This is a genomic window from Pseudomonas sp. S3_G06 (assembly GCF_054667565.1).
On sequence record NZ_CP162738.1, the window covers coordinates 1,217,721 to 1,243,026 of the forward strand.

19 protein-coding genes are annotated in these 25,306 nt (G+C 60.8%); 11 read left to right on the forward strand and 8 right to left on the reverse strand.

Annotated elements, in window-relative coordinates; genetic code table 11:
- Positions 1-99 precede the first annotated feature (99 nt).
- Complete coding sequence (locus AB4N47_RS05545) at positions 100-333, forward strand: hypothetical protein (protein ID WP_003226592.1); 234 nt, start codon at positions 100-102, stop codon at positions 331-333.
- A gap of 96 nt (positions 334-429) precedes the next feature.
- Here AB4N47_RS05545 and sulA read toward each other — a convergent pair whose 3' ends face one another.
- Positions 430-903 carry an SOS-induced cell division inhibitor SulA gene (gene sulA, locus AB4N47_RS05550; RefSeq protein ID WP_041477346.1) on the reverse strand — a complete coding sequence of 158 codons (474 nt, stop codon included), beginning with the start codon at positions 901-903 and terminating at the stop codon, positions 430-432.
- Between the two features lie 10 nt (positions 904-913).
- Positions 914-1,522, reverse strand: coding sequence for a transcriptional repressor LexA (gene lexA / locus AB4N47_RS05555; RefSeq protein WP_016775490.1), 609 nt, complete (start codon positions 1,520-1,522; stop codon positions 914-916).
- A gap of 229 nt (positions 1,523-1,751) precedes the next feature.
- On the opposite strand from lexA, the gene AB4N47_RS05560 reads away from it, so the two are divergent.
- The 4 genes from AB4N47_RS05560 to AB4N47_RS05575 all read left to right on the forward strand — a co-directional run bounded on the left by AB4N47_RS05560 (position 1,752) and on the right by AB4N47_RS05575 (position 7,682).
- Positions 1,752-2,459: a TetR/AcrR family transcriptional regulator gene (locus AB4N47_RS05560; RefSeq protein WP_016775489.1), complete on the forward strand. Its 708-nt coding sequence runs from the start codon at positions 1,752-1,754 to the stop codon at positions 2,457-2,459.
- A 170-nt stretch (positions 2,460-2,629) separates the two neighbouring features.
- Positions 2,630-3,628, forward strand: coding sequence for a beta-N-acetylhexosaminidase (gene nagZ, locus AB4N47_RS05565; RefSeq protein ID WP_341637530.1), 999 nt, complete (start codon positions 2,630-2,632; stop codon positions 3,626-3,628).
- Between the two features lie 13 nt (positions 3,629-3,641).
- The gene (locus tag AB4N47_RS05570; protein ID WP_016775487.1) at positions 3,642-4,379 is read left to right on the forward strand and encodes an S-methyl-5'-thioinosine phosphorylase; all 738 of its coding nucleotides are present in this window, start codon (positions 3,642-3,644) and stop codon (positions 4,377-4,379) included.
- Between the two features lie 9 nt (positions 4,380-4,388).
- Entirely contained in the window at positions 4,389-7,682 is a 3,294-nt protein-coding gene (locus AB4N47_RS05575; protein WP_341637060.1) for a DEAD/DEAH box helicase, read from the forward strand.
- A gap of 148 nt (positions 7,683-7,830) precedes the next feature.
- On the opposite strand, the gene AB4N47_RS05580 is transcribed toward AB4N47_RS05575, so the two are convergent.
- The 3 genes from AB4N47_RS05580 to mfd are packed head-to-tail and all read right to left on the reverse strand — an operon-like array spanning position 7,831 to position 14,559.
- The gene (locus AB4N47_RS05580; RefSeq protein ID WP_264365547.1) at positions 7,831-10,521 is read right to left on the reverse strand and encodes a DEAD/DEAH box helicase; all 2,691 of its coding nucleotides are present in this window, start codon (positions 10,519-10,521) and stop codon (positions 7,831-7,833) included.
- An 11-nt stretch (positions 10,522-10,532) separates the two neighbouring features.
- Positions 10,533-11,099: a CsiV family protein gene (locus AB4N47_RS05585; protein WP_056791507.1), complete on the reverse strand. Its 567-nt coding sequence runs from the start codon at positions 11,097-11,099 to the stop codon at positions 10,533-10,535.
- 10 nt (positions 11,100-11,109) lie between these two features.
- Positions 11,110-14,559, reverse strand: a complete 3,450-nt coding sequence (gene mfd / locus AB4N47_RS05590) for a transcription-repair coupling factor (RefSeq protein ID WP_024013632.1) — start codon at positions 14,557-14,559, stop codon at positions 11,110-11,112.
- A 354-nt stretch (positions 14,560-14,913) separates the two neighbouring features.
- Between mfd and AB4N47_RS05595 the strand changes: the two genes are divergently transcribed.
- Positions 14,914-16,377: a glyceraldehyde-3-phosphate dehydrogenase gene (locus AB4N47_RS05595; protein WP_016775482.1), complete on the forward strand. Its 1,464-nt coding sequence runs from the start codon at positions 14,914-14,916 to the stop codon at positions 16,375-16,377.
- A gap of 172 nt (positions 16,378-16,549) precedes the next feature.
- On the opposite strand, the gene tcuC is transcribed toward AB4N47_RS05595, so the two are convergent.
- Entirely contained in the window at positions 16,550-17,848 is a 1,299-nt protein-coding gene (gene tcuC / locus AB4N47_RS05600; RefSeq protein ID WP_016775481.1) for an MFS transporter, read from the reverse strand.
- A gap of 75 nt (positions 17,849-17,923) precedes the next feature.
- On the opposite strand from tcuC, the gene AB4N47_RS05605 reads away from it, so the two are divergent.
- Entirely contained in the window at positions 17,924-18,970 is a 1,047-nt protein-coding gene (locus tag AB4N47_RS05605; RefSeq protein ID WP_336464512.1) for an FAD:protein FMN transferase, read from the forward strand.
- 201 nt (positions 18,971-19,171) lie between these two features.
- Positions 19,172-20,566: a Si-specific NAD(P)(+) transhydrogenase gene (gene sthA / locus AB4N47_RS05610; RefSeq protein WP_016775479.1), complete on the forward strand. Its 1,395-nt coding sequence runs from the start codon at positions 19,172-19,174 to the stop codon at positions 20,564-20,566.
- A gap of 42 nt (positions 20,567-20,608) precedes the next feature.
- On the opposite strand, the gene AB4N47_RS05615 is transcribed toward sthA, so the two are convergent.
- On the reverse strand, positions 20,609-21,331 hold the full coding sequence (locus AB4N47_RS05615; RefSeq protein ID WP_008087738.1) for a glycerophosphodiester phosphodiesterase: 723 nt from the start codon (positions 21,329-21,331) through the stop codon (positions 20,609-20,611).
- A 14-nt stretch (positions 21,332-21,345) separates the two neighbouring features.
- Positions 21,346-21,927, reverse strand: coding sequence for a PilZ domain-containing protein (locus AB4N47_RS05620; RefSeq protein ID WP_016775478.1), 582 nt, complete (start codon positions 21,925-21,927; stop codon positions 21,346-21,348).
- Between the two features lie 94 nt (positions 21,928-22,021).
- On the opposite strand from AB4N47_RS05620, the gene AB4N47_RS05625 reads away from it, so the two are divergent.
- The 3 genes from AB4N47_RS05625 to AB4N47_RS05635 all read left to right on the forward strand — a co-directional run bounded on the left by AB4N47_RS05625 (position 22,022) and on the right by AB4N47_RS05635 (position 25,271).
- Positions 22,022-23,272 (forward strand): lipoprotein-releasing ABC transporter permease subunit, encoded by a 1,251-nt coding sequence (locus AB4N47_RS05625; RefSeq protein WP_341637061.1) that lies wholly within the window; start codon positions 22,022-22,024, stop codon positions 23,270-23,272.
- Positions 23,265-23,963 carry a lipoprotein-releasing ABC transporter ATP-binding protein LolD gene (gene lolD / locus AB4N47_RS05630; protein ID WP_024013628.1) on the forward strand — a complete coding sequence of 233 codons (699 nt, stop codon included), beginning with the start codon at positions 23,265-23,267 and terminating at the stop codon, positions 23,961-23,963. The genes AB4N47_RS05625 and lolD overlap by 8 nt, the downstream gene beginning before the upstream one ends.
- 63 nt (positions 23,964-24,026) lie before the next feature.
- On the forward strand, positions 24,027-25,271 hold the full coding sequence (locus AB4N47_RS05635; protein ID WP_341637062.1) for a lipoprotein-releasing ABC transporter permease subunit: 1,245 nt from the start codon (positions 24,027-24,029) through the stop codon (positions 25,269-25,271).
- Positions 25,272-25,306 lie beyond the last annotated feature (35 nt).

Sequence of the window (25,306 nt, forward strand, 5' to 3'; positions counted from 1 at the left end):
TGGCGCAGTGGCAATCTGAAACATGCTGCTGGTCAAGATCCTGAGCGAAGCTCGAATGATGTCTATATAATCGCTGCCTTTCGTGGAGAACAGACCTATATGCCAACGTCCTTTCTAGAAATTGTCGAGTTACCAGACGGCCGAATCGAACTGCGCAGGGCTGAGGACGAAGGTTCTCTGGTGACGCTGGATTTCTCCGAGGATGCCAAAGCGTTCCTGCAGGGCCAGCACGTTGAAATCGCCAAAGCGATGTTGAGCGTCGGCGTGCAGATGGCAGGTCGTATGGTGGAAGGCGAGTTTGATAAGGAAGAGGGGCCGCGGGTTCTTCATTGATTCACGCTTTGGCCTTTTCTCGGTCGCTTGCGCTTCAGATCGGCTTCTCTGTCCCTGGAGAAGCCCTGCGCTTCACACAGCGCGCATTACCATCAATCAACCCAAACGAATGTTCAGGCTCTGCGCTTCGCCCGTACGCGCGGCGCTGATCAGTTGTTGCCGCGAATTGGCATTCAACGGGTTTAGCCATGTCACCACGGTGTGGCTGCGACCCAGTCGCAACGCTTCGCACGCCAGTTGCTGAGCACTTTGAGTGCCGCGCGGTTGCAGCAGTAGAATGCGTTCGCGATTCAGGCCGGCATCGCGCAGCCAGGTTTGCGTCAGGCTGGCGGGTGGGGCGATCAGCGTCAGCCAGCGCGCATCCTGATCCTCGCTCAATTCACGCAGGATCGGCGCTAGCAGGTTCAGGCAGTTCCCGGCCGCACCGCGCAGTGATAGCTCACTGAAGGCGTCAGGTTTGGCATTCCAGTCACGCTCGACCACGTCTTTGAGGATCGGCGCTATCGGCTGCGCCAGAAACGCTTCAAACAAAGGCAGTTGTGTTTGCTGAGGTGTGTGTGGGAACTGCATGGAGCCTCCTTTAGCGGCGAATGACGCCGACACTCAAGCCTTCGATCACCAGTTCCTGATCTTTCAGGTCGACTTCGATAGGGGCAAACTCGGGGTTTTCAGCGATCAGCCAGACCTTGCTGCCTTCACGCTTGAAGCGTTTGACCGTCACTTCGTCGCCGATACGCGCAACCACAACCTGGCCGTTACGCGCTTCGCGGGTGGTATGTACTGCCAGCAGGTCGCCGTCGAAAATACCGATGTCCTTCATGCTCATGCCGTGCACACGCAACAGGTAGTCGGCGCGAGGATGGAAGAAGGTCGGGTTGATGTTGCAGGATTCTTCGATGTGCTGCTGGGCGAGGATCGGCGCGCCGGCAGCCACTCGGCCAATGATCGGCAGGGTGGAATCGTCGGCCTTGGCTTCGAAGCCGGGAATACGGATGCCGCGGGAAGCACCTGGGGTCATCTCGATCGCGCCTTTGCGGGCGAGGGCCTTGAGATGTTCTTCCGCCGCGTTGGGCGATTTGAAACCCAGTTCCTGAGCGATTTCCGCACGGGTGGGCGGATAGCCGTTGTCTTCGAGGCAACGTTTGATAAAGGCCAGAATCTCGGCTTGGCGTGGCGTCAGCTTTAGCATATTGATCGCTCTGTCTTTTTATACAGTGACTGGGATTATATACAGTGAGGCGGTCTTGGCAATGGGCGTTTTTTTGCCGCCCGCCGAGCGGTCGCGCAGGGCACTTATTAATGCTGGCGCCTTGTGTGGTTAAATAGCTGACCGACCATTCCCAAAACGAACCGGCAGGCTTGACAAGGCACAGGCTGAAACGTATGTTTCAAACAAGTGTTTGTCAGGCGGAGTAGCCATGGCCCAGTCGGAAACCGTTGAACGCATTCTTGATGCTGCCGAGCAGTTGTTCGCGGAGAAAGGATTCGCTGAAACCTCATTGCGTTTGATCACCAGCAAGGCTGGCGTCAATCTGGCTGCGGTGAATTATCACTTCGGCTCGAAAAAGGCGCTGATCCAGGCGGTATTCTCGCGCTTCCTCGGTCCGTTCTGCGTCAGTCTCGATAAAGAGCTGGAGCGCCGTCAGGCCAAGCCTGAGAACAAGCCGACCCTCGAAGAATTGCTGGAAATTCTCGTCGAGCAAGCGCTCGTCGTGCAGCCTCGCAGCGGTAATGACCTGTCGATCTTCATGCGCTTGCTCGGCCTCGCGTTCAGTCAAAGCCAGGGCCACTTGCGACGTTATCTGGAAGACATGTACGGCAAGGTGTTCCGCCGCTATATGCTGCTGGTCAATGAGGCGGCGCCACGCATTCCACCGATTGAGCTGTTCTGGCGCGTGCACTTCATGCTTGGCGCCGCTGCGTTCAGCATGTCCGGGATCAAGGCCTTGCGCGCGATCGCCGAGACCGATTTCGGCGTCAATACCTCCATCGAACAAGTGATGCGCCTGATGGTGCCGTTCCTCGCTGCCGGCATGCGCGCCGAAACCGGCGTCACCGATACAGCCATGGCCAGCGCGCAATTGCGTCCGCGCAGCAAATCCATGCCGGTCGCCGCCAAGGTTTGACCGCGCACGGGTGGGCGCGGCAGCTGGTATCCGCTAAGCTAGCCGGTCATGCCGACTCTCGTACTGAACCCGATCTGCATGAATTCTGCTGACCGTCCGGGCATTGCCCACGGTAGCGATTGCGCGCAGATCGGGTTTTTCGTTTTCAAGGAATCTCTATGACTGCTGGCCTGCAAGGCTCGTTGATGGTGGACGTCGCCGGTACCTGGCTGACGGCCGAAGATCGCCAATTGTTGCGTCAGCCCGAAGTGGGCGGCCTGATTATTTTCGCCCGTAACATTGAGCATCCTCGCCAAGTGCGCGAACTAAGCGCCGCGATCCGCGCGATTCGCCCGGATCTGCTGCTGGCGGTGGATCAAGAGGGCGGGCGCGTGCAGCGCCTGCGTCAGGGTTTCGTCCGTCTACCAGCGATGCGCGCCATCGCCGATAACCCGAATGCAGAGTATCTCGCCGAGCAATGCGGCTGGATCATGGCCACCGAAGTGCTGGCGGTCGGGCTCGATCTGAGTTTCGCCCCTGTATTGGACCTGGACTATCAGCGCAGCGCTGTGGTCGGTACCCGTTCCTTCGAAGGCGATCCCGAGCGCGCAGCCTTGCTCGCCGGTGCATTCATTCGCGGCATGAACAGCGCCGGCATGGCCGCCACCGGCAAACATTTCCCGGGCCACGGCTGGGCCGAAGCCGACTCCCACGTGGCGATTCCGAACGACGAGCGCAGTCTCGACGAAATCCGCGCCAATGATCTGGTGCCCTTCGCCCGTTTGAGCAAGCAGCTGGCCGCCGTGATGCCGGCCCACGTCATCTATCCGCAAGTCGACTCGCAGCCCGCCGGTTTCTCCCGACGCTGGCTGCAGGAGATCCTGCGCGGCGAGTTGCAGTTCGATGGCGTGATCTTCAGCGACGATCTGTCGATGGCCGGCGCCCACGTGGTCGGCGACGCTGCCAGCCGCATCGAAGCCGCACTCACTGCTGGCTGCGACATGGGTCTGGTGTGCAACGACCGCGCGGCAGCCGAGCTGGCGTTGAGTGCCGCCCAGCGTATGAAGGTCAAGCCTTCCGCGCGCATCGCGAAGATGCGCGGGCAGGCCTTCGCCAGCACCGATTATCGTCAGGCTCCGCGTTGGCTCACCGCCCTCGGCGCGCTCAAAGACGCTCAACTGATCGATTAAGGATTTTTTCGTTATGACCGTTTACGCAATCATCGGCGGCACTGGCCTGACTCAGCTCGAAGGCCTGAGCATTCGCCAGTCGCTGGCAGTCGACACCCCGTACGGCGCGCCTTCGGCCGAGGTGCAGATTGGTGAGTACGCCGGCAAGGAAGTGCTGTTCCTCGCCCGTCACGGTCACCCGCATCGTTTCCCGCCGCACAAGGTCAACTACCGCGCCAATCTGTGGGCGCTGAAGCAGGCGGGTGCCGAAGCGATCATCGCCGTGAATGCAGTGGGCGGGATTCATCCGGCCATGGGCACCGGGCATTTCTGCGTGCCGCACCAGATCGTCGACTACACCAGTGGGCGCGAGCACACCTATTTCGCCGATGATCTGGAACACGTCACCCACATCGATTTCAGCTTTCCCTACAGCGAGCCGTTGCGTCAGCAACTGATTGCCGCGGTCGCCGCCGAAGGCTGCGAATACAGCGATCAAGGCGTGTACGCCTGCACCCAGGGTCCGCGTCTGGAAACGGTCGCCGAGATCGTGCGACTGGAGCGTGACGGCTGCGACATCGTCGGCATGACCGGCATGCCGGAAGCGGCGCTGGCCCGCGAGCTGGATCTGGATTACGCCTGTCTGGCGCTGGTGGTGAATCCGGCAGCCGGCAAAACCACCGAAGTCATCACCATGGCTGAAATCGAGCAGGCCCTGCACGACGGCATGGGCAAGGTGAAATCAACGTTGGCCCGGGTGCTGGCCAGCTAAGGACCGTCCATGAGCATTTTCATCGAGCGGCTCAAAGGGCTGACATGGACCCACGCATTCAGTAGCAAGGCGTTGGCCAAGGCCCGCGCTTATGCCGCCGATGACCGGGTCGAGATCCTCGAGATCGATGACAGGAAGATAGAGGCGTTCTGCGTCGGATCGCAACTTCAGGCGTATGAGCAAACCATTTACCTGTCAGAAGATCGGTTGGGATCGGTTAGCTTGCGATGTCTGTGCAGCTGTCCGGTTGCACTGGACTGCAAGCACAGCGCAGCGGTGCTCTATCACCTGCTGGGCACTGGCGAGGATGCGTCTGGAAGTGACGCGCAGACCCCGTTGGGACGAGCGCTGGAGCATTGGCTTTCGACAATTCCCGTGCCGGCCAAGCCCGCTGAAGAAAGTGCGCAAACCGCAGGTACGCGTCTGTTTTACAAGCTCAAACCGACGTCTGCGAACGGCAAGTGGCTGCTGGATATTTTCAAGGTCTACCAGCTCAAGAGCGGCGAGTTACGCGAAGTCAAACCGATGTACTCGCTCGCGGAAATGCTCATGCGCCAGCCGGGTTATCTGTCCGAGCTGGATCTGCGCATCGCCCGGCTGTTGGTCGCCATGCATTCCCATCACGCCTATTACAGCGGCTATCCGCTGGAAGGCAGCAGTGGTGCCGAACTGCTGGAAATGCTCCTGCGCACCTCGCGGCTGTTCCTCGACTTCGAAGACCTGCGAGCGCTGACACCGGGGGCGAAACGCGTCGGTCAGTTCTCTTGGGCCGAGCAGGCTGACGGCGGATTCCGCGCGCAATGGAGCAGTGCCGAAGCCGCGCAGGAAACCGTGCTGGCGCTGGAGCCGCTTTATTACCTTGATCGTGAGCAGCGCCAGGTTGGCCCGCTGTTCACTGAGCTCGAAGAAAAGCTCGCCTGCCATTTGACCCTGGCGCCAGACATTCCGGCGCGTCAGGCCATGCAGTTCAGCCATCGCATGAGCGCGGCGACCCAAATTGCGCCACCACACAAGCTCACTGAACGGATCATCGATGACGTGCTGCCGCAGCCGCAACTGACCCTGGTCAGCGGCCGAGAACGCTCGCGCTGGGAATATGTGCTGGAGCACCGCGCCGCTCTGCTGTTTACCTACAACGGTCATCCGGCGGTGGATCGCAACCCGGAGGTGATGATCCTCAACGGCAGCGAAACCCAGCGCATTCAGCGTCAACCGGCGCTGGAAAAGAAGCTGCGCCAGAACCTGCAAAAACATGGCTTCAAGAAAGCCACGCGCAAGAGCGCCATGGATCGTCCCGGCGAGATGTTTACCTTGCCGGATGATTCCGCCTGGCTCGGGTTCATGCACGAAGGGCTGGCCACACTGCGCGCCGCAGATTGGAAAATCGAGATCAGTCCCGGTTTCCATTTCGATGTACAACCGGTTGAACAGTGGTACGCCGAGGTCGAAGAAGAGGCCACGCATCAGTGGTTTGATCTGCAGTTGGGTATCGTCGTCAACGGCGAACGTTACAGCTTGCTGCCGATCCTTCTGCACCTGTTGCGGACCCAGCCGCGCTTGCTCGACCCGGTCAATCTGGCGCAGCGCAGCGATGATGAAAAAATCCTGATCGAGCTCAAGCCCAGCGGTTTTGGCGAACCGGCGGGCGCCAAAGTCGCGTTGCCGCTGAGTCGGGTCAAACCGCTGATGGCGACGCTGGGCGAGTTGTACCTGGGCGGCCATCAGGGTGATGCGCTGCGCTTGACCGCTCCAGACGCCGCGCGCCTGAGTATGCTCGATGGCGTGCCGCTGGATTGGCAGGGCGGAGAACGTCTGCGCACTTTTGCCAAGCGTCTGCAGAATTCCAGTCACGCCCAGGTTGCTGCGCCGGACGGCCTCAACGCGCAGCTGCGTCCGTATCAGCTCGAAGGCCTGAACTGGATGCAGACCCTGCGCGAGCTGGAGGTCGGCGGCATCTTGGGCGATGACATGGGCTTGGGCAAAACTTTGCAGACCCTTGCGCATCTGCTCACGGAGAAACACGCCGGGCGTCTGGACTGTCCGGCACTGGCGGTGATGCCGACCAGCCTGATTCCCAACTGGCTCGACGAAGCCGAGCGCTTCACGCCGCAGTTGAAAGTCCTGGCGCTGCACGGCACCGGGCGGCAAAAGGACTTTGCCAATCTGGGCGCATACGACTTGGTGCTGACCACTTACGCATTGCTGCCCAGGGATCTGGAGATCTTGCAGCCGCAGTCGTGGAGCGTGCTGATTCTCGACGAAGCGCAGAATATCAAGAACCCGCTGAGCAAAGCCGCCCAGGCCGCCCGTGACTTGCAGGCCCGTCAGCGCTTGTGTCTGAGCGGTACGCCGCTGGAAAACCACCTCGGTGAGCTGTGGTCGCAGTTCCATTTCCTCATGCCCGGCTGGCTCGGCGACAGCAAATCCTTTAACCGCGATTACCGCACGCCGATCGAGAAGCACGGCAATGTGCAGCGCATGCAGCACCTGACCGCGCGGATCAAGCCGTTTTTGCTGCGGCGCAAGAAGGATCAGGTCGCTACCGAGTTGCCACCGAAAACCGAGATCATTCATTGGGTCGAACTCAGCGATGGTCAGCGCGACGTCTATGAGACGGTGCGCGTGGCGATGGACAAAAAGGTCCGCGACGAAATCGCCCGCAGTGGCGTGGCGCGCAGTCAGATCATCATCCTCGATGCGCTGCTCAAACTGCGCCAGGTCTGCTGCGATCTGCGCCTGGTCAATATGCCGCTGACGGCGAAGGCGTTGCGCTCGGGCAGCGGCAAGCTGATCAGCCTGATGGAGATGCTTGAAGAATTGCTCGGCGAAGGTCGGCGCATTCTGCTGTTCTCGCAGTTCACCTCGATGCTGGCGCTGATCGAGCAGGAATTGCAGCAACGCGGGCTTGGCTACTCGTTGCTGACCGGCGACACCACCGATCGGCGCACGCCGGTGAGGGATTTCCAGGGCGGCAAGGTGCCGTTGTTCCTGATCAGCCTCAAGGCCGGGGGCACTGGTCTGAACCTGACGGCGGCGGACACGGTGATTCACTTCGATCCGTGGTGGAACCCGGCGGTGGAGAATCAGGCGACTGATCGGGCGTATCGCATCGGGCAGAACAATCCGGTGTTCGTCTACAAGTTGATTGCCAAAGGCACCGTCGAAGAGAAGATCCAGGCGTTGCAGCAGGAGAAAGCGGCGCTGGCCGGGGCGGTGCTTGAGGGTGGCACGACGGGCGGATTCAAACTGGAACAGAGTGATATCGAGGCGTTGTTTGCGCCGTTGCCGGTTTCGAAGGGTTGAGCCCTGAGTGACTGCGCAATATCCGATGACCCCATCGCTGGCAAGCCAGCTCCCACAGATATCGAGTTGAATCACAATCTTTGGTACAGCTCATAACCATGTGGGAGCTGGCTTGCCAGCGAAAGCTATCTAACCAGCGACGCCGATTTCAGCGCTTGTCGATCTTGTCCGGCAACGGCGCAAACAGCGCTTCAATATCATCGCTCTGCAACTTCCAGTCCCCGGCCTTGCGCCCATCGAGCACGCCCGCTGCCAGGTCTGACTTTTCCTTCTGCAGGTGCTGAATCTTCTCTTCCACTGTGCCCCGGGCAATCATCTTGTAGACGAACACCGGTTTCTCCTGGCCGATTCGATAGGCCCGGTCAGTCGCCTGATTCTCGGTTGCCGGGTTCCACCACGGGTCGTAGTGAATCACCGTATCGGCTTCGGTCAGGTTCAAGCCGACGCCACCGGCCTTCAGGCTGATCAGAAAAATCTGACGCGTGCCGCTCTGGAATTCCTTCACCGGTGTGCGCCGGTCGCGGGTCTGGCCAGTGAGGAGGGCGTAAGCGATCTTGCGTTTTTTCAATTCCTCTTCGATCAATGTCAGCATCGAAGTGAATTGCGAAAACAGCAGAATCCGCCGGCCTTCCTCGAACAACTCCTCAAGCATTTCCATCAGGCTGTCGAGCTTGCCCGAGGTGCTGCCGCGTGTGGGCAGGGTGGCGTCGTTGACCAGGCGCAGATCGCAGCAGACCTGGCGCAGCTTGAGCAGCGCTTCGAGAATGATGATCTGGCTGCGCGCCACGCCTTTGCGGGTGATCTCGTCACGGACTTTCTTGTCCATCGCTAGGCGCATGGTCTCGTACACGTCGCGCTGCGCTTCGTTGAGTTCGACCCAATGGATGATTTCGGTTTTCGGCGGCAGCTCCGTGGCGACCTGCTCTTTGGTGCGGCGCAGCAGAAACGGTTTTATCCGACCGTTGAGGTGTTGCAGTCTGACTTCACTGCCGCGCTTTTCGATCGGCACACGGTAATCGGCATTGAAGCTTTTCACGTCGCCGAGCCAGCCCGGCAGCAGGAAGTGGAACAGCGACCACAGCTCGCCCAAGTGGTTTTCCAGCGGCGTGCCGCTGAGGCACAGGCGCTGGCGCGCGTTCAGCTCGCGGGCGGCCTGCGCGGCTTTGCTGTTGGGGTTCTTGATGTATTGCGCTTCGTCCAGCACCAGCACGTGCAGCGGCTGTTTGGCCAGGCGCTCAAGGTCCTTGGGCAACAGGGCGTAAGTGGTGAGGATCAGGTCGAAGTCGGCCAGATTGTCGAAGTGTTTCTTGCGCGTGGCGCCATACAGGGCTAGCACTTTCAGTTGCGGGGTGAAGTGCGCCGCTTCATCTAGCCAGTTCGGAATCAGGCTGGTCGGCATCACCACCATGCACGGACGATCGAGGCGTCCGGCGTTCTTCTCGCTGAGAATATGCGCCAGGGTCTGTAGGGTTTTGCCCAAGCCCATGTCATCCGCAAGAATCCCGCCGACCTCCAGTTGCCGCAGCGATTGCATCCAGCTCAAACCTTCGAGCTGATACGGGCGCAGCGTTGCATTCAGACCTTGCGGCGCTTCGGCCGTGAAATCGCGGATGTCGCGCAGGCGCTGGGCGAAGGTGCGGATCTGCTCGCCGCCTTCCCACAACAGCGGCAGGCCTTCCAGCGAATTGAGCCGGGTGGCGTCAGCCTTGCTCAGGCGCAGGGTGGTTTCGCCCGGCTCCTGCAAATAAAACTCGCCCAGCGTCATCAATACCGGCTTCAAGCGACCGAGCGGCAGCGCCACTTGCAACGGCCCATGCTCGCTGGTGCGTTGCGGAATGTTGACCAGAATCAGCTCGTCATCGCGACGGCGGGCGAGGCGTTCCGGGTTGAGGATCTCGGTGTGCGAGCGCATCAGATTCAGCAGGATCGGCAGTAGGCTCAGGCGCTCGCCGTTGACGATGATGCCCAGCTCCAGATCGAACCAGTCGCGTTCCGGCGCCTGTTCGACGGTGGCGTACCAGTCGTCGACGGCGGTCAGGTCGAAACCGAATTCCTCATCGATCTGCAACTCCCAGCCCTGGCTGCGCAATTTCGGCAAGTCATTGAGCGTGAAGGTCAGCCAGGCGCTGTCGTTGACCATCTCGTAGAGTTCGCCGGCGCTTTCCGGCAGCGCTTTGCTCTGCCGGGTGGCGATGCGGAAACCGAGGATGCGCAACTGTTCGCGGTAGGACTGTTCGACGTCCGGGTGGCGTTTTATCCGCAGGGTCTGGGCTTCCTGACGGATCAGGATATCGCTGTGTTTTTGCCCGCTGACGTATTCGTCCAGATAGCTGAACGACAGCGCCGCGCGGTGCTGAATGTAGCGCTGCATCTTGCCGTTGCGCGGCTCGAAGGCGCTGAACTCGACGCTCGCCAGCCACAGGCGCGGCACCGGCTGCACGTTGTCCACCAGCACTTGCGGTGGCGCTTTCGGGCTGCGGTTTTCCAGCACGGCCTGGAGCTTCTCCAGCAGCTCGGCATCTTTAGCGGCGGCGGGGTAGTCGAGGGTTTCCTGGATTTTCAGCAGCACCGCCGCGCAGTGTTTGCAGTTGCTGCGCACCGGACAGGTGCAGGTGGCGTCGACCAGCAACAGCGTCGCTTTGGCTGACTCGCGCAGATGGATGGTCTGCCGGTAGACACTGCCGCCGGAGCCTTCGCAACTGGCGGTGATGGTCGCATCGCCGACCTGGGCGATGCGCACCCGATTCTCCAAAGCGTAGCGGCGGCCGCGCTCCAGACTCTGTTCTTTGAATCGGCTGACCCACGACGGGGCCAGCGGTTTGCTCAGGGGCGGCGGCATAAGGACTTCGATCAGTCCGGCACGACTTCAGGCGCTTCGCGAGGCGCTGGCGCGGTCAGGGAAGTGATCTTGATCAGCAGGGCCAGATGACCGTTGTCGAGGTAATTGAGCTGGCCGTTCTTGGTGTGGCTGTCCTGACGCAGGCGCTCACTGGCGGTGACCAAGCCATTGGCGTCGATCTGATTGACCCAGAAATCGGCGGTCACGTCGGTGAAGCGGCCGAGTTTCATTTCCAGCGTGCCCTCGATCGGGAACTGGCCGAACTGCTCCTGACCTTCGCTCACTGCGACTTTCGCCGGCGCTTCGCCGAGGCTCTGCTGCCAGGCTTTGTGCATCAGCACGGTGTACTCGCCGCTGGCGGTGAGTTTGTTCACTACATCATTCAGCGCTGGGGTGCGCTGGCTGTCGCTGCCCAGACGCTGGGCGCCTGCGGCCCAGTCTTCCGGGGCGGCGCGGCTGACGATGGCCGGGACGGCATTCTGGCGCACCAGGATCATTTCGACCTGATACGTGTCATCGGCAAACGCCGTCGGTGCTGCAAGTGCAAGCAACAAAGTCAGAGAGCGGAACAGGCGCATCGGGCGTCCTTCAAGCGGATTTCGGGATGAGACGCTCAAACAGCGCCTCGACAGTATTGAAACGTTCTTCCGGGCGCTCCATCGGCACCTGGAATTTAAACATCGTCGCGCCTTCGAACTTGTAGCGCTTGGGCTGCGTCTGGATCAGCTTGATCAGGGTCATCGGGTCAACCGGCGTCTGCGCTTCGAACTCGATACGTCCGCCTTGCGGCCCGCCGTCGACTTTCTTGATGCCGAGCTTTTCCGCCTGCAATTTCAGCGCGGTGATCCGCACCAGGTTCTTGGTCGGCTCCGGCAACAGACCGAAGCGGTCGATCATCTCCACCTGCAGGTCCTTGAGGCCTTCCTCGTCGGTGGCGGAGGCGATGCGTTTATACAGAATCAACCGCGCATGCACATCCGGCAGATAATCTTCCGGAATCAGCGCCGGCACCCGCAGATTGACTTCCGGGCCGCCGCCCAGCGGTTGATCGAGGTTCGGCTGCTCGCCCTTGCGGATCGACTTCACCGCGCGCTCGAGCATTTCCATGTACAGGGTGAAGCCGACGGCCTGAATCTGCCCGCTCTGACCATCGCCGAGCAGTTCGCCGGCGCCACGGATTTCCAGGTCGTTGGTGGCCAGCACGAAACCGGCGCCGAGGTCCTGGGTATTGGCGATCGCTTCCAGACGCTTTTCCGCGTCGGAAGTGATCTGCTGGCGCGGCGGCGTCAGCAGGTAGGCGTAAGCCTGGTGGTGACTGCGGCCGACACGACCGCGCAACTGGTGCAGTTGGGCCAGACCGAACTTGTCGGCGCGCTCGATGATGATGGTGTTGGCGCTCGGCACGTCGATGCCGGTCTCGATGATGGTCGAGGCGATCAGCACGTTGAAGCGCTTGTGGTAGAAGTCGCTCATCACCTGTTCGAGTTCACGTTCGCGCATCTGCCCGTGGCCGATACCGATGCGCGCTTCCGGCACCAGTTCGGCGAGGTCGGCGGCGCATTTTTCGATGGTCTTCACATCGTTGTGCAGGTAGTAAACCTGACCGCCACGCAGCAGTTCACGCAGCAGGGCTTCCTTGACCGTGCTCTTGTTCTGTTCCATGACGAAGGTGCGCACCGACAGGCGTCGCGCTGGCGGCGTGGCGATGATCGACAGATCGCGCATGCCCGACACCGCCATGTTCAGCGTGCGCGGAATCGGCGTCGCAGTCAGGGTGAGGATGTCGACTTCGCTGCGCAGGGCCTTGAGCTGTTCTTTCTGGCGTACGCCAAAACGGTGTTCTTCGTCGATGATCACCAGCCCGAGGTTTTTGATCTTCACGTCGTCGGACAGCAGCTTGTGCGTGCCGATGACAATGTCGATCTTGCCTTCCGCAAGATCGGCGATCGCCGCGTTGACTTCCTTGGCCGATTTGAAGCGACTCATCACTTCGACCGTCACCGGCCAGTCGGCGAAGCGGTCGCGGAAACTGTTGTAGTGCTGCTGGGCGAGCAGGGTGGTCGGTACCAGAATCGCCACCTGACGCCCGCCGTGCACGGCGATGAACGCGGCGCGCATGGCCACTTCGGTCTTGCCGAAGCCAACGTCGCCGCAGACCAGGCGATCCATCGGTTTCGGCGCGAGCATGTCTTCGCGCACGGCCTCGATGGTGGCTTGCTGATCGGGTGTTTCTTCGAACGGGAAACCGGCGCTGAACGTCGCGTAATCGGCCTTCGGATCGGCGAAGGCATAACCTTCGCGGGCGGCGCGACGGGCATAAATGTCGAGCAATTCGGCGGCGACGTCACGCACCTGCTCGGCGGCTTTGCGCTTGGCTTTCTGCCAGGTTTCCGAGCCGAGGCGATGCAACGGCGCGAGCGAATCGTCGCTGCCGGTGTAGCGCGCGATCAGGTGCAGGTTGGCCACCGGCACGTAAAGCTTGGCGTTCTCGGCGTATTCGAGGGTGAGGAATTCGGCGGCCTGATTGTCGATTTCCAGAATTGTCAGGCCAAGGTAGCGGCCGACGCCGTGATCGATATGCACCACCGGCGCGCCTTCACGCAGTTCGGTGAGGTTCTTGATTACCGCATCGTTGCTGACGTCGCTGCGCTTCTCGCGGCGACGACGTTGCATGACCCGTTGGCCGAACAGCGGACTTTCCGCCACCAGCGCCAGCGCCGGGTCGTCGAGCAGCAGACCTTCGTCGAGCGGGGCGATAGTGATCGCCAGACGATCCTTGCTGGCAACGAAGTCTGGCCAGCTGTCGACGGTTTTCGGCCGCAACTTCAGGCGTTCCAACAGTTCCAGCAGGACTTCGCGACGACCCGCCGATTCGGCGGTGAACAGCACGCGCCCGGGGAATTCTTCGAGGAAGCCGGCCAGCGCCGCCAGTGGTTGCGTGGCCTTGGCTTCGATGGCCAGGTCCGGCAGCGCATGGGCCGGGAAGCGCTCACGGCCGACGCCGCTTTCAACGTCTTGCTGACTTGCGACGACTCGCGGCCAATTCTTCAGGCGCGCGAAGCAATCTTCCACCGGCAGGAACAGTTCGGCCGGTGGCAATAAAGGACGCGAAGGATCGACGCGGCGTTCTTCGTAACGATTGCGCACGTCGTTCCAGAAGTTCTCCGCTGCCTGCTCGATGCCCGGCAGCGAGAACACCTGAGTGTCCTGGGGCAGGTAGTCGAACAGCGTCGAGGTTTCGTCGAAGAACAGCGGCAGGTAGTACTCGATGCCGGCCGGGGTGATGCCGCTGCTCAAATCCTGAAAGATCGGGCAGCGACGGAAGTCGACGTCGAAGCGCTCACGGAAACGCGCCTTGAAGCGGGTGACTGCGTCTTTCTGCAATGGAAACTCGCGGGCCGGCAGCAGCTTGACCGACTCGACCTTGTCGATCGAACGCTGGGTTTCCGGATCGAACGTGCGCAGGGTTTCGATTTCGTCATCGAACAGGTCGATGCGATACGGCAGTTTGCTGCCCATGGGGAACAGGTCGATCAGCGCGCCGCGTACGGTGAACTCGCCGTGCTCGTACACCGTGTCGACATAGCGATAGCCGCTGGCTTCGAGCCGCGCGCGCATCTGTTCGACGTCGAGCTTCTGGCCGATGTCCAGCACCAGGCTGCTGCCGAGGAGGAACTTGGTCGGCGCCAAGCGATGCAAAGCGGTGGTGATCGGAACCACCAGCACGCCGTGGGCCAGTTCCGGCAGGCGATACAGGCTGGCGATGCGCTGGGAGATGATGTCCTGGTGCGGCGAGAACAGGTCGTAGGGCAGGGTTTCCCAGTCGGGGAAATGCAGTACGGGCAAATCCGGGGCGAAGAAACTCAGCTCCTGTTCCAGCCGTTCGGCGCTTTGGCTGTCGGCGGTCAGCAGCAGGGTAAAGCGCTTGGCAGCGCTGGCAGCCTCGGCAATCGCCAGGCTGAGGGCGGCACCGGGCAGATTGCCCCAGTGCTGTTTACCTGCTTCGGCAGGGAGTAGCGGTAGACGCAGAACAGGCACGGAAGGTTGAGCTCCAGGCGTTGCGACAAAGTCGGTAATTGTAGCGGCCTCCGGTGCCGCCTGTCAGTTGCAGACTGCGTCTATCTTCATGGTTTGGACGAAATGTAGTGGTAACCATAAAAACGAGCACTTTTTTCATGGTTATGTAGTGCCGAAACCGGGTGGTGTTACGGAGGGTTACAGACATCGTCTAACAGTCGTCGAAAAATTGACTGCGCTGAAAGCCCCGGTTTTACTGGGCTGGAGAAAGGCGTAAATTTTTTGAACGGGAATTTGTTACCGATTGCGCGACAAGCGCGCATTGCTGAAAGGGCTTGTCGGCGGCATAATGTAGCCCCTTTTTTCTGCCCCTACATGTGGAAGGTTACCGTGACTCAGAAGCCCGACCAGTGTCTTGGTGAATGGATCGACCGTGAAGCACTCGCAGAAGCGATGATCCCGCTTATCGGTCAGCTCTACCGCAATAACAACGTGGTTAGCTCGATCTATGGCCGCAGCCTGATCAACCAGTCTGTCATCGCGATTCTCAAAGCTCACCGCTTTGCTCGCCACCGTTCTTCGGACGACAGCGAACTCTCCGTCCACGAAACATTCCCACTGCTCAAGGCCATGAGCGAGCTCAAGCTCGGCGCGGCGTCGGTGGATCTGGGCAAGCTGGCGTTCAAATTCCGCAATGAAGGCAACGGCCGCAGCGCCGAGCAGTTCGTGCGTGAAGAGATGGCTGACGTGGTTGGCCAGCAGAACGCTTCGGCCCGCAAAGGCACCGACGTTGTTCTTTACGGCTTCGGTCGTATCGGCCGTCTGCTGGCGCGTATCCTGATCGAGAAAACCGGTGGTGGCGACGGCCTGCGTCTGCGCGCCATCGTCGTGCGTAAAGGCGCCGAAAACGACCTGACCAAACGCGCCAGCCTGCTGCGTCGCGATTCGGTACACGGTTCGTTCAACGGCACCATTACCATCGACGAAGAAAACAACACCATCACCGCCAACGGTAACCTGATCCAGGTGATCTACGCGAAGAACCCGACCGAGGTGGATTACACCCAGTACGGCATCAAAGACGCGCTGCTGGTGGACAACACCGGTGTATGGCGTGACGCCGATGGCCTGGGTCAGCACCTGGCGTGCCCGGGCATCGACCGCGTTGTTCTGACCGCGCCTGGCAAGGGCAAGCTGAAGAACATCGTTCACGGCATCAACCACGGTGAAATCACCGCTGACGACAAGATCGTCTCGGCTGCTTCCTGCACCACCAACGCCATCGTGCCGGTGCTCAAAGCGGTCAACGACAAGTTCGGCATCATCAACGGTCACGTCGAAACCGTTCACTCGTACACCAACGACCAGAACCTGATCGACAACTTCCACAAGGGCGATCGCCGTGGCCGCAGCGCCGCGCTGAACATGGTGATCACCGAGACCGGTGCCGCCACCGCTGCTGCCAAGGCTCTGCCTGAGCTGGCCGGCAAGCTGACCGGTAACGCGATCCGCGTTCCGACGCCGAACGTGTCGATGGCCATTCTCAACCTCAACCTTGAGAAAGCCGCCACCCGTGAAGAGATGAACGAGTACCTGCGCTACATGGCGCTGCACTCCGAGCTGCACAAGCAGATCGACTTCGTCAATTCGCAGGAAGTGGTGTCGACCGACTTCGTTGGCTCGCGTCACGCTGGTGTGGTCGACGCTGAAGCGACCATCGTGCAGGACAACCGCGTCGTTCTGTACGTTTGGTACGACAACGAGTTCGGCTACAGCTGCCAGGTAGTTCGCGTAATGGAAGACATGGCTGATGTGAATCCGCCAGCGTTCCCGCGCTAAGCCTCAGGCTTGAATGAAAACGCCCCGGCATTTTGTCGGGGCGTTTTTGTTTGTGGGCCTGTTGGATCTTCTGTGTCCTTGCCGGCCTCTTCGCGAGCAGGCTCGCTCCCACACTGGATCAGTGTCGTTCACAATCTTCTGTGGGAGCGAGCCTGCTCGCGAAAGCATTCTGTCAGGCGCCGCTGGCTACCGAAGCCTGCGCCGTGCGCAACTCATGCCGGTTGCCACGGAACAATACCAACGTCGCAATCAACCCCAACACCGCCGCGCCACTGAGCCAGATCCCCGGTGCTGCCTTGTTGTCCAGCACATGAATCAGGTAGGTACACGCCGCCGGGGTAAAGCCGCCGAACGTCGCCGTCGCCAGGCTGTACGCCAGCGAGAAACCGGTCGTGCGCACTTCCACCGGCATGATCTCGGTCAGCGCCACCACCATTGCGCCGTTGTACGAGCCATAAAGAAACGACAGCCACAGTTCGACAATCAGCAAATGGCTGAAGCTCGGGTTCGCCACCAGCCACGACAGCGCCGGATACGCCGTGAGGATCGCCAGAATCGTCGCTGCCAGCAGTAAGGGTTTTCGGCCGATCTTGTCGGATACCGCGCCCATCACCGGTAGCCAGAAGAAATTCGACAAGCCGATGCACACCGTCACCAGCAAGGCGTCGAGGTCCGACAGATGCAACTCGGCCTTGCCGAACGTCGGCGTGTACGCAGTGATCAGGTAGAACGAAACCGTGGTCATCACCACCAGCGCCATGCCGGCAATGACGATGCCGAAGTTCTGCCCGATCGAGCGGACGATCTCGCCGAGGGTAGGGCGGTGGGTTCGCGCCTGGAATTCCGGAGTTTCTTCCAGCGAGCGACGGATGAAAAAAATCACCGGCACGATCATGCAGCCAATCAGAAACGGCACGCGCCAGCCCCATTCGCCCATTTGCTCCGGACTCAGCCAGTGATTCAGAGCAACGCCGAGCAGGCCGGCGAACACCACGGCTGCCTGTTGGCTGGCCGACTGCCAACTGACGAAAAAGCCTTTGCGCCCCGGCGTAGAAATTTCCGCCAGATACACCGACACGCCGCCCAATTCCACGCCCGCCGAGAAGCCTTGCAGCAGGCGGCCGAACAACACCAGTAGCGGTGCGGCGACGCCGAGCGTCGCGTAACCGGGCACGCAGGCAATCAGCACCGTACCGGCGGCCATCATCGCCAAAGTGATGATCAGCCCTTTGCGCCGTCCGTGACGGTCGATATAGGCGCCGAGGAAAATTGCCCCCAGCGGGCGCATCAGGAAGCCGGCGCCGAAGGTCGCCAGCGACAGCATCAGCGAAGCGAAGGCGCTGTCGGTGGGGAAGAAGGTTTTGGCGATGGCCGTGGCATAGAAGCCGTAGACCATGAAGTCGAACATTTCGAGGAAGTTGCCGCTGACAACGCGAAAGATCGCTTTGCCTTTGCCCGTGGTGGAGGACATGGGAGGTACTCACTGTTCAATTTTGTATAAAGGCGTTGCAGCCATGGGGAAGCGAGCGGGCGCTTGTAGTTCATAATGGCCGCCGTGGTTTTGCGGGGAGATGAAGAATTGTTAACTGGACGCTGGTGGGGGCCTGTGGTGTTGGCGGTGGCAATCGGCGGCTGCGGCACCGGCGATTCCCTGGAACAGGTTGGCGGTTCGACCATGGGCAGCACCTGGTCGGTCAAGTACGTGCGCCACGCCGGGGTCGCCGATCCTGCGCGGGTGCGCGGCGAAGTGCAGGCCATCCTCGGTGAAGTCGATCAACAGCTGTCGACTTACCGAAGTGACTCCGCCATCGAACGTTTCAACGCCTTGCCCGCCGATAGCTGCCAAGCCATGCCGGCAGCGGTGCTCGAATTGGTCCGCATCGGCGAACAGCTTTCAACGCAAAGCGAAGGCTCCTACGACCTGACCGTGGAACCGCTGCTGGACCTCTGGGGATTCGGCCCGCAAGGACGCGAAGAAAAGATCCCTGATGCGGCCGCTGTGGCCGAGGTCATGCAGCGGGTCGGCCATCAGCACCTGCGCATCGATGGCGAGCGGTTGTGCAAGGACGCCGCCGTCGAAGTCGACTTCAACAGCATTGCCGCCGGTTACGCCGTGGATATCATTGCTGCCAGATTGCAGGCCATGGGCATCGACAATTATCTGGTCGAAGCAACGGGCGAACTCAAAGCCCGCGGCAAGAAACCGGATGGTTCAGCGTGGCGCATCGCTCTCGAAGAGCCTCGCGATGACCAGCAAGTGGCCGAGCGGATTATCGATGTCGACGGCTATGGCGTATCCACCTCCGGTGACTACCGCCACTATTTTCTGCAGGACGGTCGGCGTTATTCCCACACCTTCGATGCACGCAGCGGGCGACCGGTCCTACACGACCTGGCGTCAGTCACGGTGATTCATCCTTCAGCGTTGATGGCCGATGGACTATCGACGCTGTTGCTGATTCTCGGGCCGGAAAGGGCGCGGGACTATGCCCAAAAACATGACATTGCTGCATTCTTTGTCTTGCGTGCCGATACAGGTTTCGTCACCCGCAGCAGTCAGGCATTTACGCAGCTTGTCGGTGAAAAAAACTGACCGAAGACAAGACGAAAGCTGGCGTTGTAGTGCAGGCAAAAGTAGCCTACGACGCGACCAAGGGTTAATGTGCGCGGCGTTGACGCTTCTATAGACTGTGTCCGGGTTCTTCACTGGCCCCCAATTGTTCCTTCGCGCCGCCGTTCGGCGTGATTTAGCCGCCGGTGCTGCTGGCACCGCGGCCTGTTCTGAGGAGTACGCATGGCTGTCTACAACTACGACGTGGTGGTACTGGGTTCCGGCCCGGCGGGAGAAGGCGCGGCAATGAACGCCGCCAAAGCGGGGCGCAAGGTCGCGATGGTCGACAGCCGTCGCCAGGTCGGCGGCAACTGCACCCACCTCGGCACCATCCCGTCCAAGGCACTGCGTCACTCGGTGCGGCAGATCATGCAGTTCAACACCAACCCGATGTTCCGCGCGATCGGCGAGCCACGCTGGTTCTCCTTCCCGGACGTGTTGAAAAGCGCCGAAAAAGTCATTTCCAAACAAGTCGCATCGCGCACCGGCTACTACGCCCGTAACCGCGTCGACGTGTTCTTCGGTACCGGCAGCTTCGCCGACGAGCAAACCATCGAAGTGGTTTGCGGCAACGGCGTGGTCGAAAAACTGGTGGCCAAGCACATCATCATCGCCACCGGTTCGCGTCCGTATCGCCCGGCGGACATCGATTTCCACCACCCGCGTATCTACGATAGCGACACCATCCTCAGCCTCGGCCACACCCCGCGCAAACTGATCGTTTACGGCGCTGGTGTGATCGGTTGCGAATACGCATCGATCTTCAGTGGTCTGGGTGTGCTGGTCGAGCTGGTCGACAACCGTGGCCAGTTGCTGAGCTTCCTCGACTCGGAAATTTCCCAGGCGTTGAGCTACCACTTCAGCAACAACAACATCACCGTGCGTCACAACGAAGAGTACGACCGCGTCGAAGGCGTGGACAACGGTGTGATCCTGCATCTCAAATCCGGCAAGAAGATCAAGGCCGACGCCTTGCTCTGGTGCAACGGCCGTACCGGCAACACCGACACGCTGGGTCTGGAAAACATCGGGGTCAAGGTCAACAGCCGTGGCCAGATCGAAGTTGACCAGAACTACCGCACCTGCGTGGAGAACATCTACGGCGCCGGTGACGTGATCGGCTGGCCAAGCCTGGCCAGCGCCGCCCACGACCAGGGCCGTTCGGCTGCTGGCAGCATCGTCGACAATGGCAGCTGGCGCTTCGTCAATGACGTGCCGACCGGCATCTACACCATTCCGGAGATCAGCTCGATCGGCAAGAACGAGCAGGAGCTGACCCAGGCGAAAGTGCCGTACGAAGTCGGCAAGGCCTTCTTCAAGAGCATGGCGCGGGCACAGATTGCCGGTGAGCCGCAAGGCATGCTGAAGATCCTCTTCCACCGCGAAACGCTGGAAGTGCTCGGCGTGCACTGCTTCGGTTATCAGGCGTCGGAGATCGTGCACATCGGTCAGGCGATCATGAACCAGCCGGGCGAGCTGAACACCCTGAAGTATTTCGTCAACACCACGTTCAACTACCCGACCATGGCCGAAGCCTATCGGGTAGCGGCGTACGACGGCCTCAACCGGCTTTTTTGACGGGCTCCGGCCGGTGGCCTGAGCCGGCCGGGGAGACCGATTTCAGCAATTCTCAAGGGTGGCAGTGGCCAAACCGGGAAAGTCTGTAATCAGGCTGTCAACGCCGAAGTCGGCGAGTCTGCGCATCAGCGCAGGCTCGTTGACGGTCCACACCGACACATGCAGGCCCTGACGCTGCGCCTTCTGCAGGCGTTCCGGCGTACACAGCGTCCAGTTCAAGGCGAGAATCTCGCAGCCGTAGCTCGCCGCGACTTTCAGCGGATCGAGCCAGGCATATTCGGCCACCAAGCCACGGGATACGTCGGGTACCAGATCCAGCGCTGCCTTCAAGACTTCCCGCGAACTCGAAGTGATCGTCACCTTGTCGAGCAGGCCGTGGCGCTGAGCCATTTCCCGAATCGCCAGCACGGTAGTCGCCGCGCGGGTGCGTGATGCGCTTTTGACTTCCAGCTGCCAGTGCTCGAAATCACATTGCTCGAACAACTCTTCTAGCGTCGGAATCGGGCACGGCTTGATCCAGCCCGGGCCGCCCTTGCGCGCGTCGTAGGTGACCAGCTCGGCAGCGGTGTGCTCGACGACTTTGCCGCGACGGTCGGTGGTGCGCTTGAGGGTCGGGTCATGGATGACCATCAGCTCGCCGTCCTTGGACAGGTGCAGATCCAGTTCGCAGCGGCGCACGCCGTGCTTGAGGCATTCCTGAAAGCTGCTCAGGGTGTTTTCCGGTGCTTCGCCCTTGGCGCCGCGGTGGCCGTAGATGAGGGTCACGGTGCTTCCTTAAGTTAAATGCCAGATTCGTTCTGTTCGCGGGCCAGACGGCGTTCCTGAGCCTGCTTTTGCAAGATGTAGCGCGCGAGCAATTGGCGCTGGGCATCGGTCGGACGCTCGAACTCGGTGCCGACGTCATACCCATCCCCCTTGGGATCGCAATGGGTGACCCGGGCACGCAGCAGCAGGCCGAGTGCCTGCGGCATCAGCACCAGTTTCACCGACAGGTGTGCGCCAGTGGCAATCGGGGTCGGGTACTGAAAGTCGATCCCGCCCTCGGAGATGATCACCGGCTGCGGCTCGCCGATGTGGCCGAGCACGGTCAGGGCGATCACCTGGCTGAGCAGGTCAATGCGTTTGTTCTGCGATTTGAGAAACGCCGCGATGGCGCGGTCGCGCTCGCTGATCTGCCGCAACAGGTGCTGCGACTCGAATTCGCTCAGGTGCAGTTCGCTGAGCAGGTTGAAGAGTGGGGAAGCATCCTGCAACACTTCCTGGCCTGCGGCTTCGGGAGCGGACAGGGGCCGAATTTCCAGTGCGATCGTGTCCTCGATACGGTAGTATTCGCGGCGATCTTCTTCATCTAATGTCGACATGGCGAACCCATGGTAGCGGCGGTGGTCTGAGTGTAAAGCTGGTTTTCGACCCCCGCCACAAGGACGTTCCTTTTCCCTCCGAACAAGCCCCGACATGTTCAGACCTCTCTTCGTATTTATCGGCACGCGTTATACCCGTGCAAAGCGTCGCAATCATTTTGTGTCATTCATTTCCCTGACTTCGATGATCGGGCTCGCCCTTGGCGTGGTCGTGATGATCGTCGTGCTGTCGGTGATGAACGGCTTCGACCATGAGATGCGCACCCGCGTGCTGGGCATGGTGCCCCACGCTACTCTCGAGACCGGCGAGCCGATCAATGACTGGCAGAGCCTGGCCGACAAGGTCAAGCAGAACCGGCAGGTGACGGCGGTGGCGCCGTTCACCCAGATGCAGGGCCTGCTGACCAACAACGGTCAGGTTTCCAAGGTGTTGCTCAATGCCATTGATCCTGCGCTCGAGCGCAATGTGTCGATCATCGACAACTTCATGAAGCAGGGCAAACTCGACGACCTGACACCGGGCAGCTTCGGCATCGTCATCGGCGACAAGGCGGCGACCAGGCTCGGCGTCGGCATTGGCGACAAGGTTACGTTCGTTGCTCCCGAGGTCAGTGTGACCCCGGCCGGCATGTTCCCGCGCATGAAGCGCTTCACCGTGGTCGGCATTTTCCATGTCGGCGCCGGTGAGCTCGACGGCTACCTCGGCGTGACCAATCTGCAGGATCTGGCGAAAATGCACCGCTGGAAAGCCGATCAGGTGCAGGGCCTGCGGCTGAAGTTCGACGACCTGTTCCAGGCGCCGCGCGAGGCGTGGAACATTGCCCAGCAGCTCGGCGAAGATCGTTACTACGCCCGCGACTGGACCCGCACCCACGGCAACCTGTATCAAGCGATCCGCATGGAAAAAGCCATGATCGGGCTGCTGTTGCTGCTGATCGTCGCCGTCGCCGCGTTCAACATCATTTCCACGCTGGTGATGGTGGTGAACGACAAGAAGGGCGACATCGCCATTCTGCGTACCCTAGGCGCGACTCCGGGCACGATCATGCGCACGTTCATGGTTCAGGGCACGGTAATCGGCGTGGTCGGCACGGCGATCGGCGCGGTGGTCGGGATCCTTGCGGCACTGAATGTCAGTGCGGCCATTTCGGCGCTTGAAGGGCTGATCGGCCACAAGTTCCTTAATGCTGACGTGTATTTCATTGATTATCTTCCTTCGCAGGTACAGAGCCAGGACGTCGTCATGGTCTGCGCCGCTGCGTTGGTCCTGAGTTTCCTCGCCACCCTGTATCCCGCCTGGCGTGCCGCGCGCACCCAGCCGGCGGAGGCGTTACGTTATGAGTGAGTCGGGCATGAGTGAACAAGCAATTCTGAGCTGCCGTAACCTGGGCAAATCCTACGAGGAGGGTCCGGAGTCGGTACAAGTGCTGGCCGGCCTGCAACTGGAGTTGCACCCGGGCGAACGTGTAGCGATCGTGGGCAAATCCGGTTCCGGCAAAAGTACCTTGCTCAACCTGCTCGGCGGCCTCGATACGCCTAGCAAGGGCAGCGTCTGGCTCGACGGCGAAGAGCTGTCGGCGTTAAGCGAGAAAAAGCGTGGCCTGCTGCGCAATCGCGCGCTTGGTTTCGTTTATCAGTTTCACCATTTGCTGCCGGAATTCACCGCACTGGAAAACGTCTGCATGCCGCTGCTGATCGGCAAGACCGCCATCCCGGAGGCGCGTCAGCGTGCCACGGCATTGCTGGAACGTGTCGGTCTCGGCCATCGTCTGGAACATAAACCGGCGGAACTGTCCGGCGGCGAGCGTCAGCGCGTGGCCATCGCCCGTGCCCTGGTCAACAACCCGGGGCTGGTAATGCTCGATGAGCCAACCGGCAACCTCGACCTGCACACCGCCGAAGGCATTCAGGATCTGATGCTGGAGCTGAGCACTTCGATGCGCACGGCATTCCTGGTGGTGACGCACGACATGAACCTGGCTCGCCAGATGGATCGCGTTCTGCAGCTGCAGGAAGGCTGCCTCACTCCCATCTGACTGGCTGAAACCCGGCGCCCGTAACGGCGCCGGGTCTTTTATTTCTACACGGTGCCCCAGCGAATGTTCAGACCGTTATCGATCTTTATCGGCACGCGCTATACCCGCGCCAAGCGCCGCAATCGCTTTGTTTCGTTCATTTCGATGACCTCGATGATCGGCCTCGCCCTCGGCGTGCTGGCGATGATCGTGGTGCTGTCGGTGATGAATGGCTTTCAGCGCGAAATGAGCTCGCGCATCCTTGGCATGGTGCCCCATGCGACCATCGTTGGCGTCAAGCCGATCGACGACTGGCAGCCGGTCGCTGCGGCTGCGATGAAAAATCCCGAAGTGACGGCCGCCGTGCCGTTCACCGAGATGGAAGGCATGCTTTCTTACAGGGGTTCGATGCAGCCGATTCAGATCAGCGGCGTTGATCCGGCCCAGGAAGGCAAGGTGTCGATCGTTGCCCAGCACATCGTCCAGGGTCGTCTGGATGCCCTGAAGCCGGGCGAATTCGGTGTGGTGATCGGTGAGATCACCGCGCGGCGTTTTCGCCTCAATGTCGGCGACAAGATCACCTTGATCGTTCCGGAAGTCAGTACCGCACCGGGCGGTATCACCCCGCGCATGCAGCGCCTGAATGTGGTTGGCGTGTTCAAGGTCGGCGCCGAGCTGGACGGTTCGATGGGCCTGATTCATGTCGCCGATGCCGCGACCATGCAGCACTGGCAGCCGAATCAGGTGCAGAGCGTGCGGCTGGCAGTCAAGGATCTGTACGCCGCGCCGAAGGTGTCTGCGGACATCGCCAGTGGCCTCGGCGCTGACTTCAAGGCTGACGACTGGACTCACACCCAGGGCAGCCTGTTCAGCGCGATGAAGATGGAAAAAACCATGATCGGCCTGCTGTTGCTGATGATCGTCGCGGTGGCGGCGTTCAACATCATTGCGACGCTGATCATGGTGGTGAACGACAAGGGCGCCGACATCGCGATCCTGCGCACGATCGGCGCTACGCCCCGGCAGATCATGGCGATCTTCATGGTGCAGGGCACGGTGATCGGTATTGTCGGCACCATCATTGGCGGCGTGCTGGGCGTGATTGCGGCGCTCAATGTCAGTGAGCTGGTCGGCTGGGTCGAGCGTGTGACCGGCCAGCATATCTTCAGTTCGGACGTGTATTTCGTCAGCAACCTGCCTTCGGAACTGCAGGGCGGCGATGTGCTGTTGATCTGCTCGGCGGGATTCATTCTGAGCTTCCTGGCCACGGTGTATCCGGCGTGGCGGGCGGCGAAGATCGAACCGGCGCATGCCTTGAGATATTCGTAAGCGACTCCATGCTCGTTCCCACGCTCTGCGTGGGA

Bases quoted from the DNA above. Each gene is read 5' to 3' on its own strand.
- AB4N47_RS05545 (WP_003226592.1), top strand. From the start codon at position 100: ATGCCAACGTCCTTTCTAGAAATTGTCGAGTTACCAGACGGCCGAATC.
- sulA (WP_041477346.1), bottom strand. From the start codon at position 903: ATGCAGTTCCCACACACACCTCAGCAAACACAACTGCCTTTGTTTGAA.
- lexA (WP_016775490.1), bottom strand. From the start codon at position 1,522: ATGCTAAAGCTGACGCCACGCCAAGCCGAGATTCTGGCCTTTATCAAA.
- AB4N47_RS05560 (WP_016775489.1), top strand. From the start codon at position 1,752: ATGGCCCAGTCGGAAACCGTTGAACGCATTCTTGATGCTGCCGAGCAG.
- AB4N47_RS05570 (WP_016775487.1), top strand. From the start codon at position 3,642: ATGACCGTTTACGCAATCATCGGCGGCACTGGCCTGACTCAGCTCGAA.
- AB4N47_RS05575 (WP_341637060.1), top strand. From the start codon at position 4,389: ATGAGCATTTTCATCGAGCGGCTCAAAGGGCTGACATGGACCCACGCA.
- AB4N47_RS05580 (WP_264365547.1), bottom strand. From the start codon at position 10,521: ATGCCGCCGCCCCTGAGCAAACCGCTGGCCCCGTCGTGGGTCAGCCGA.
- AB4N47_RS05585 (WP_056791507.1), bottom strand. From the start codon at position 11,099: ATGCGCCTGTTCCGCTCTCTGACTTTGTTGCTTGCACTTGCAGCACCG.
- AB4N47_RS05595 (WP_016775482.1), top strand. From the start codon at position 14,914: ATGTGGAAGGTTACCGTGACTCAGAAGCCCGACCAGTGTCTTGGTGAA.
- tcuC (WP_016775481.1), bottom strand. From the start codon at position 17,848: ATGTCCTCCACCACGGGCAAAGGCAAAGCGATCTTTCGCGTTGTCAGC.
- AB4N47_RS05605 (WP_336464512.1), top strand. From the start codon at position 17,924: ATGGCCGCCGTGGTTTTGCGGGGAGATGAAGAATTGTTAACTGGACGC.
- sthA (WP_016775479.1), top strand. From the start codon at position 19,172: ATGGCTGTCTACAACTACGACGTGGTGGTACTGGGTTCCGGCCCGGCG.
- AB4N47_RS05620 (WP_016775478.1), bottom strand. From the start codon at position 21,927: ATGTCGACATTAGATGAAGAAGATCGCCGCGAATACTACCGTATCGAG.
- AB4N47_RS05625 (WP_341637061.1), top strand. From the start codon at position 22,022: ATGTTCAGACCTCTCTTCGTATTTATCGGCACGCGTTATACCCGTGCA.
- lolD (WP_024013628.1), top strand. From the start codon at position 23,265: ATGAGTGAGTCGGGCATGAGTGAACAAGCAATTCTGAGCTGCCGTAAC.
- AB4N47_RS05635 (WP_341637062.1), top strand. From the start codon at position 24,027: ATGTTCAGACCGTTATCGATCTTTATCGGCACGCGCTATACCCGCGCC.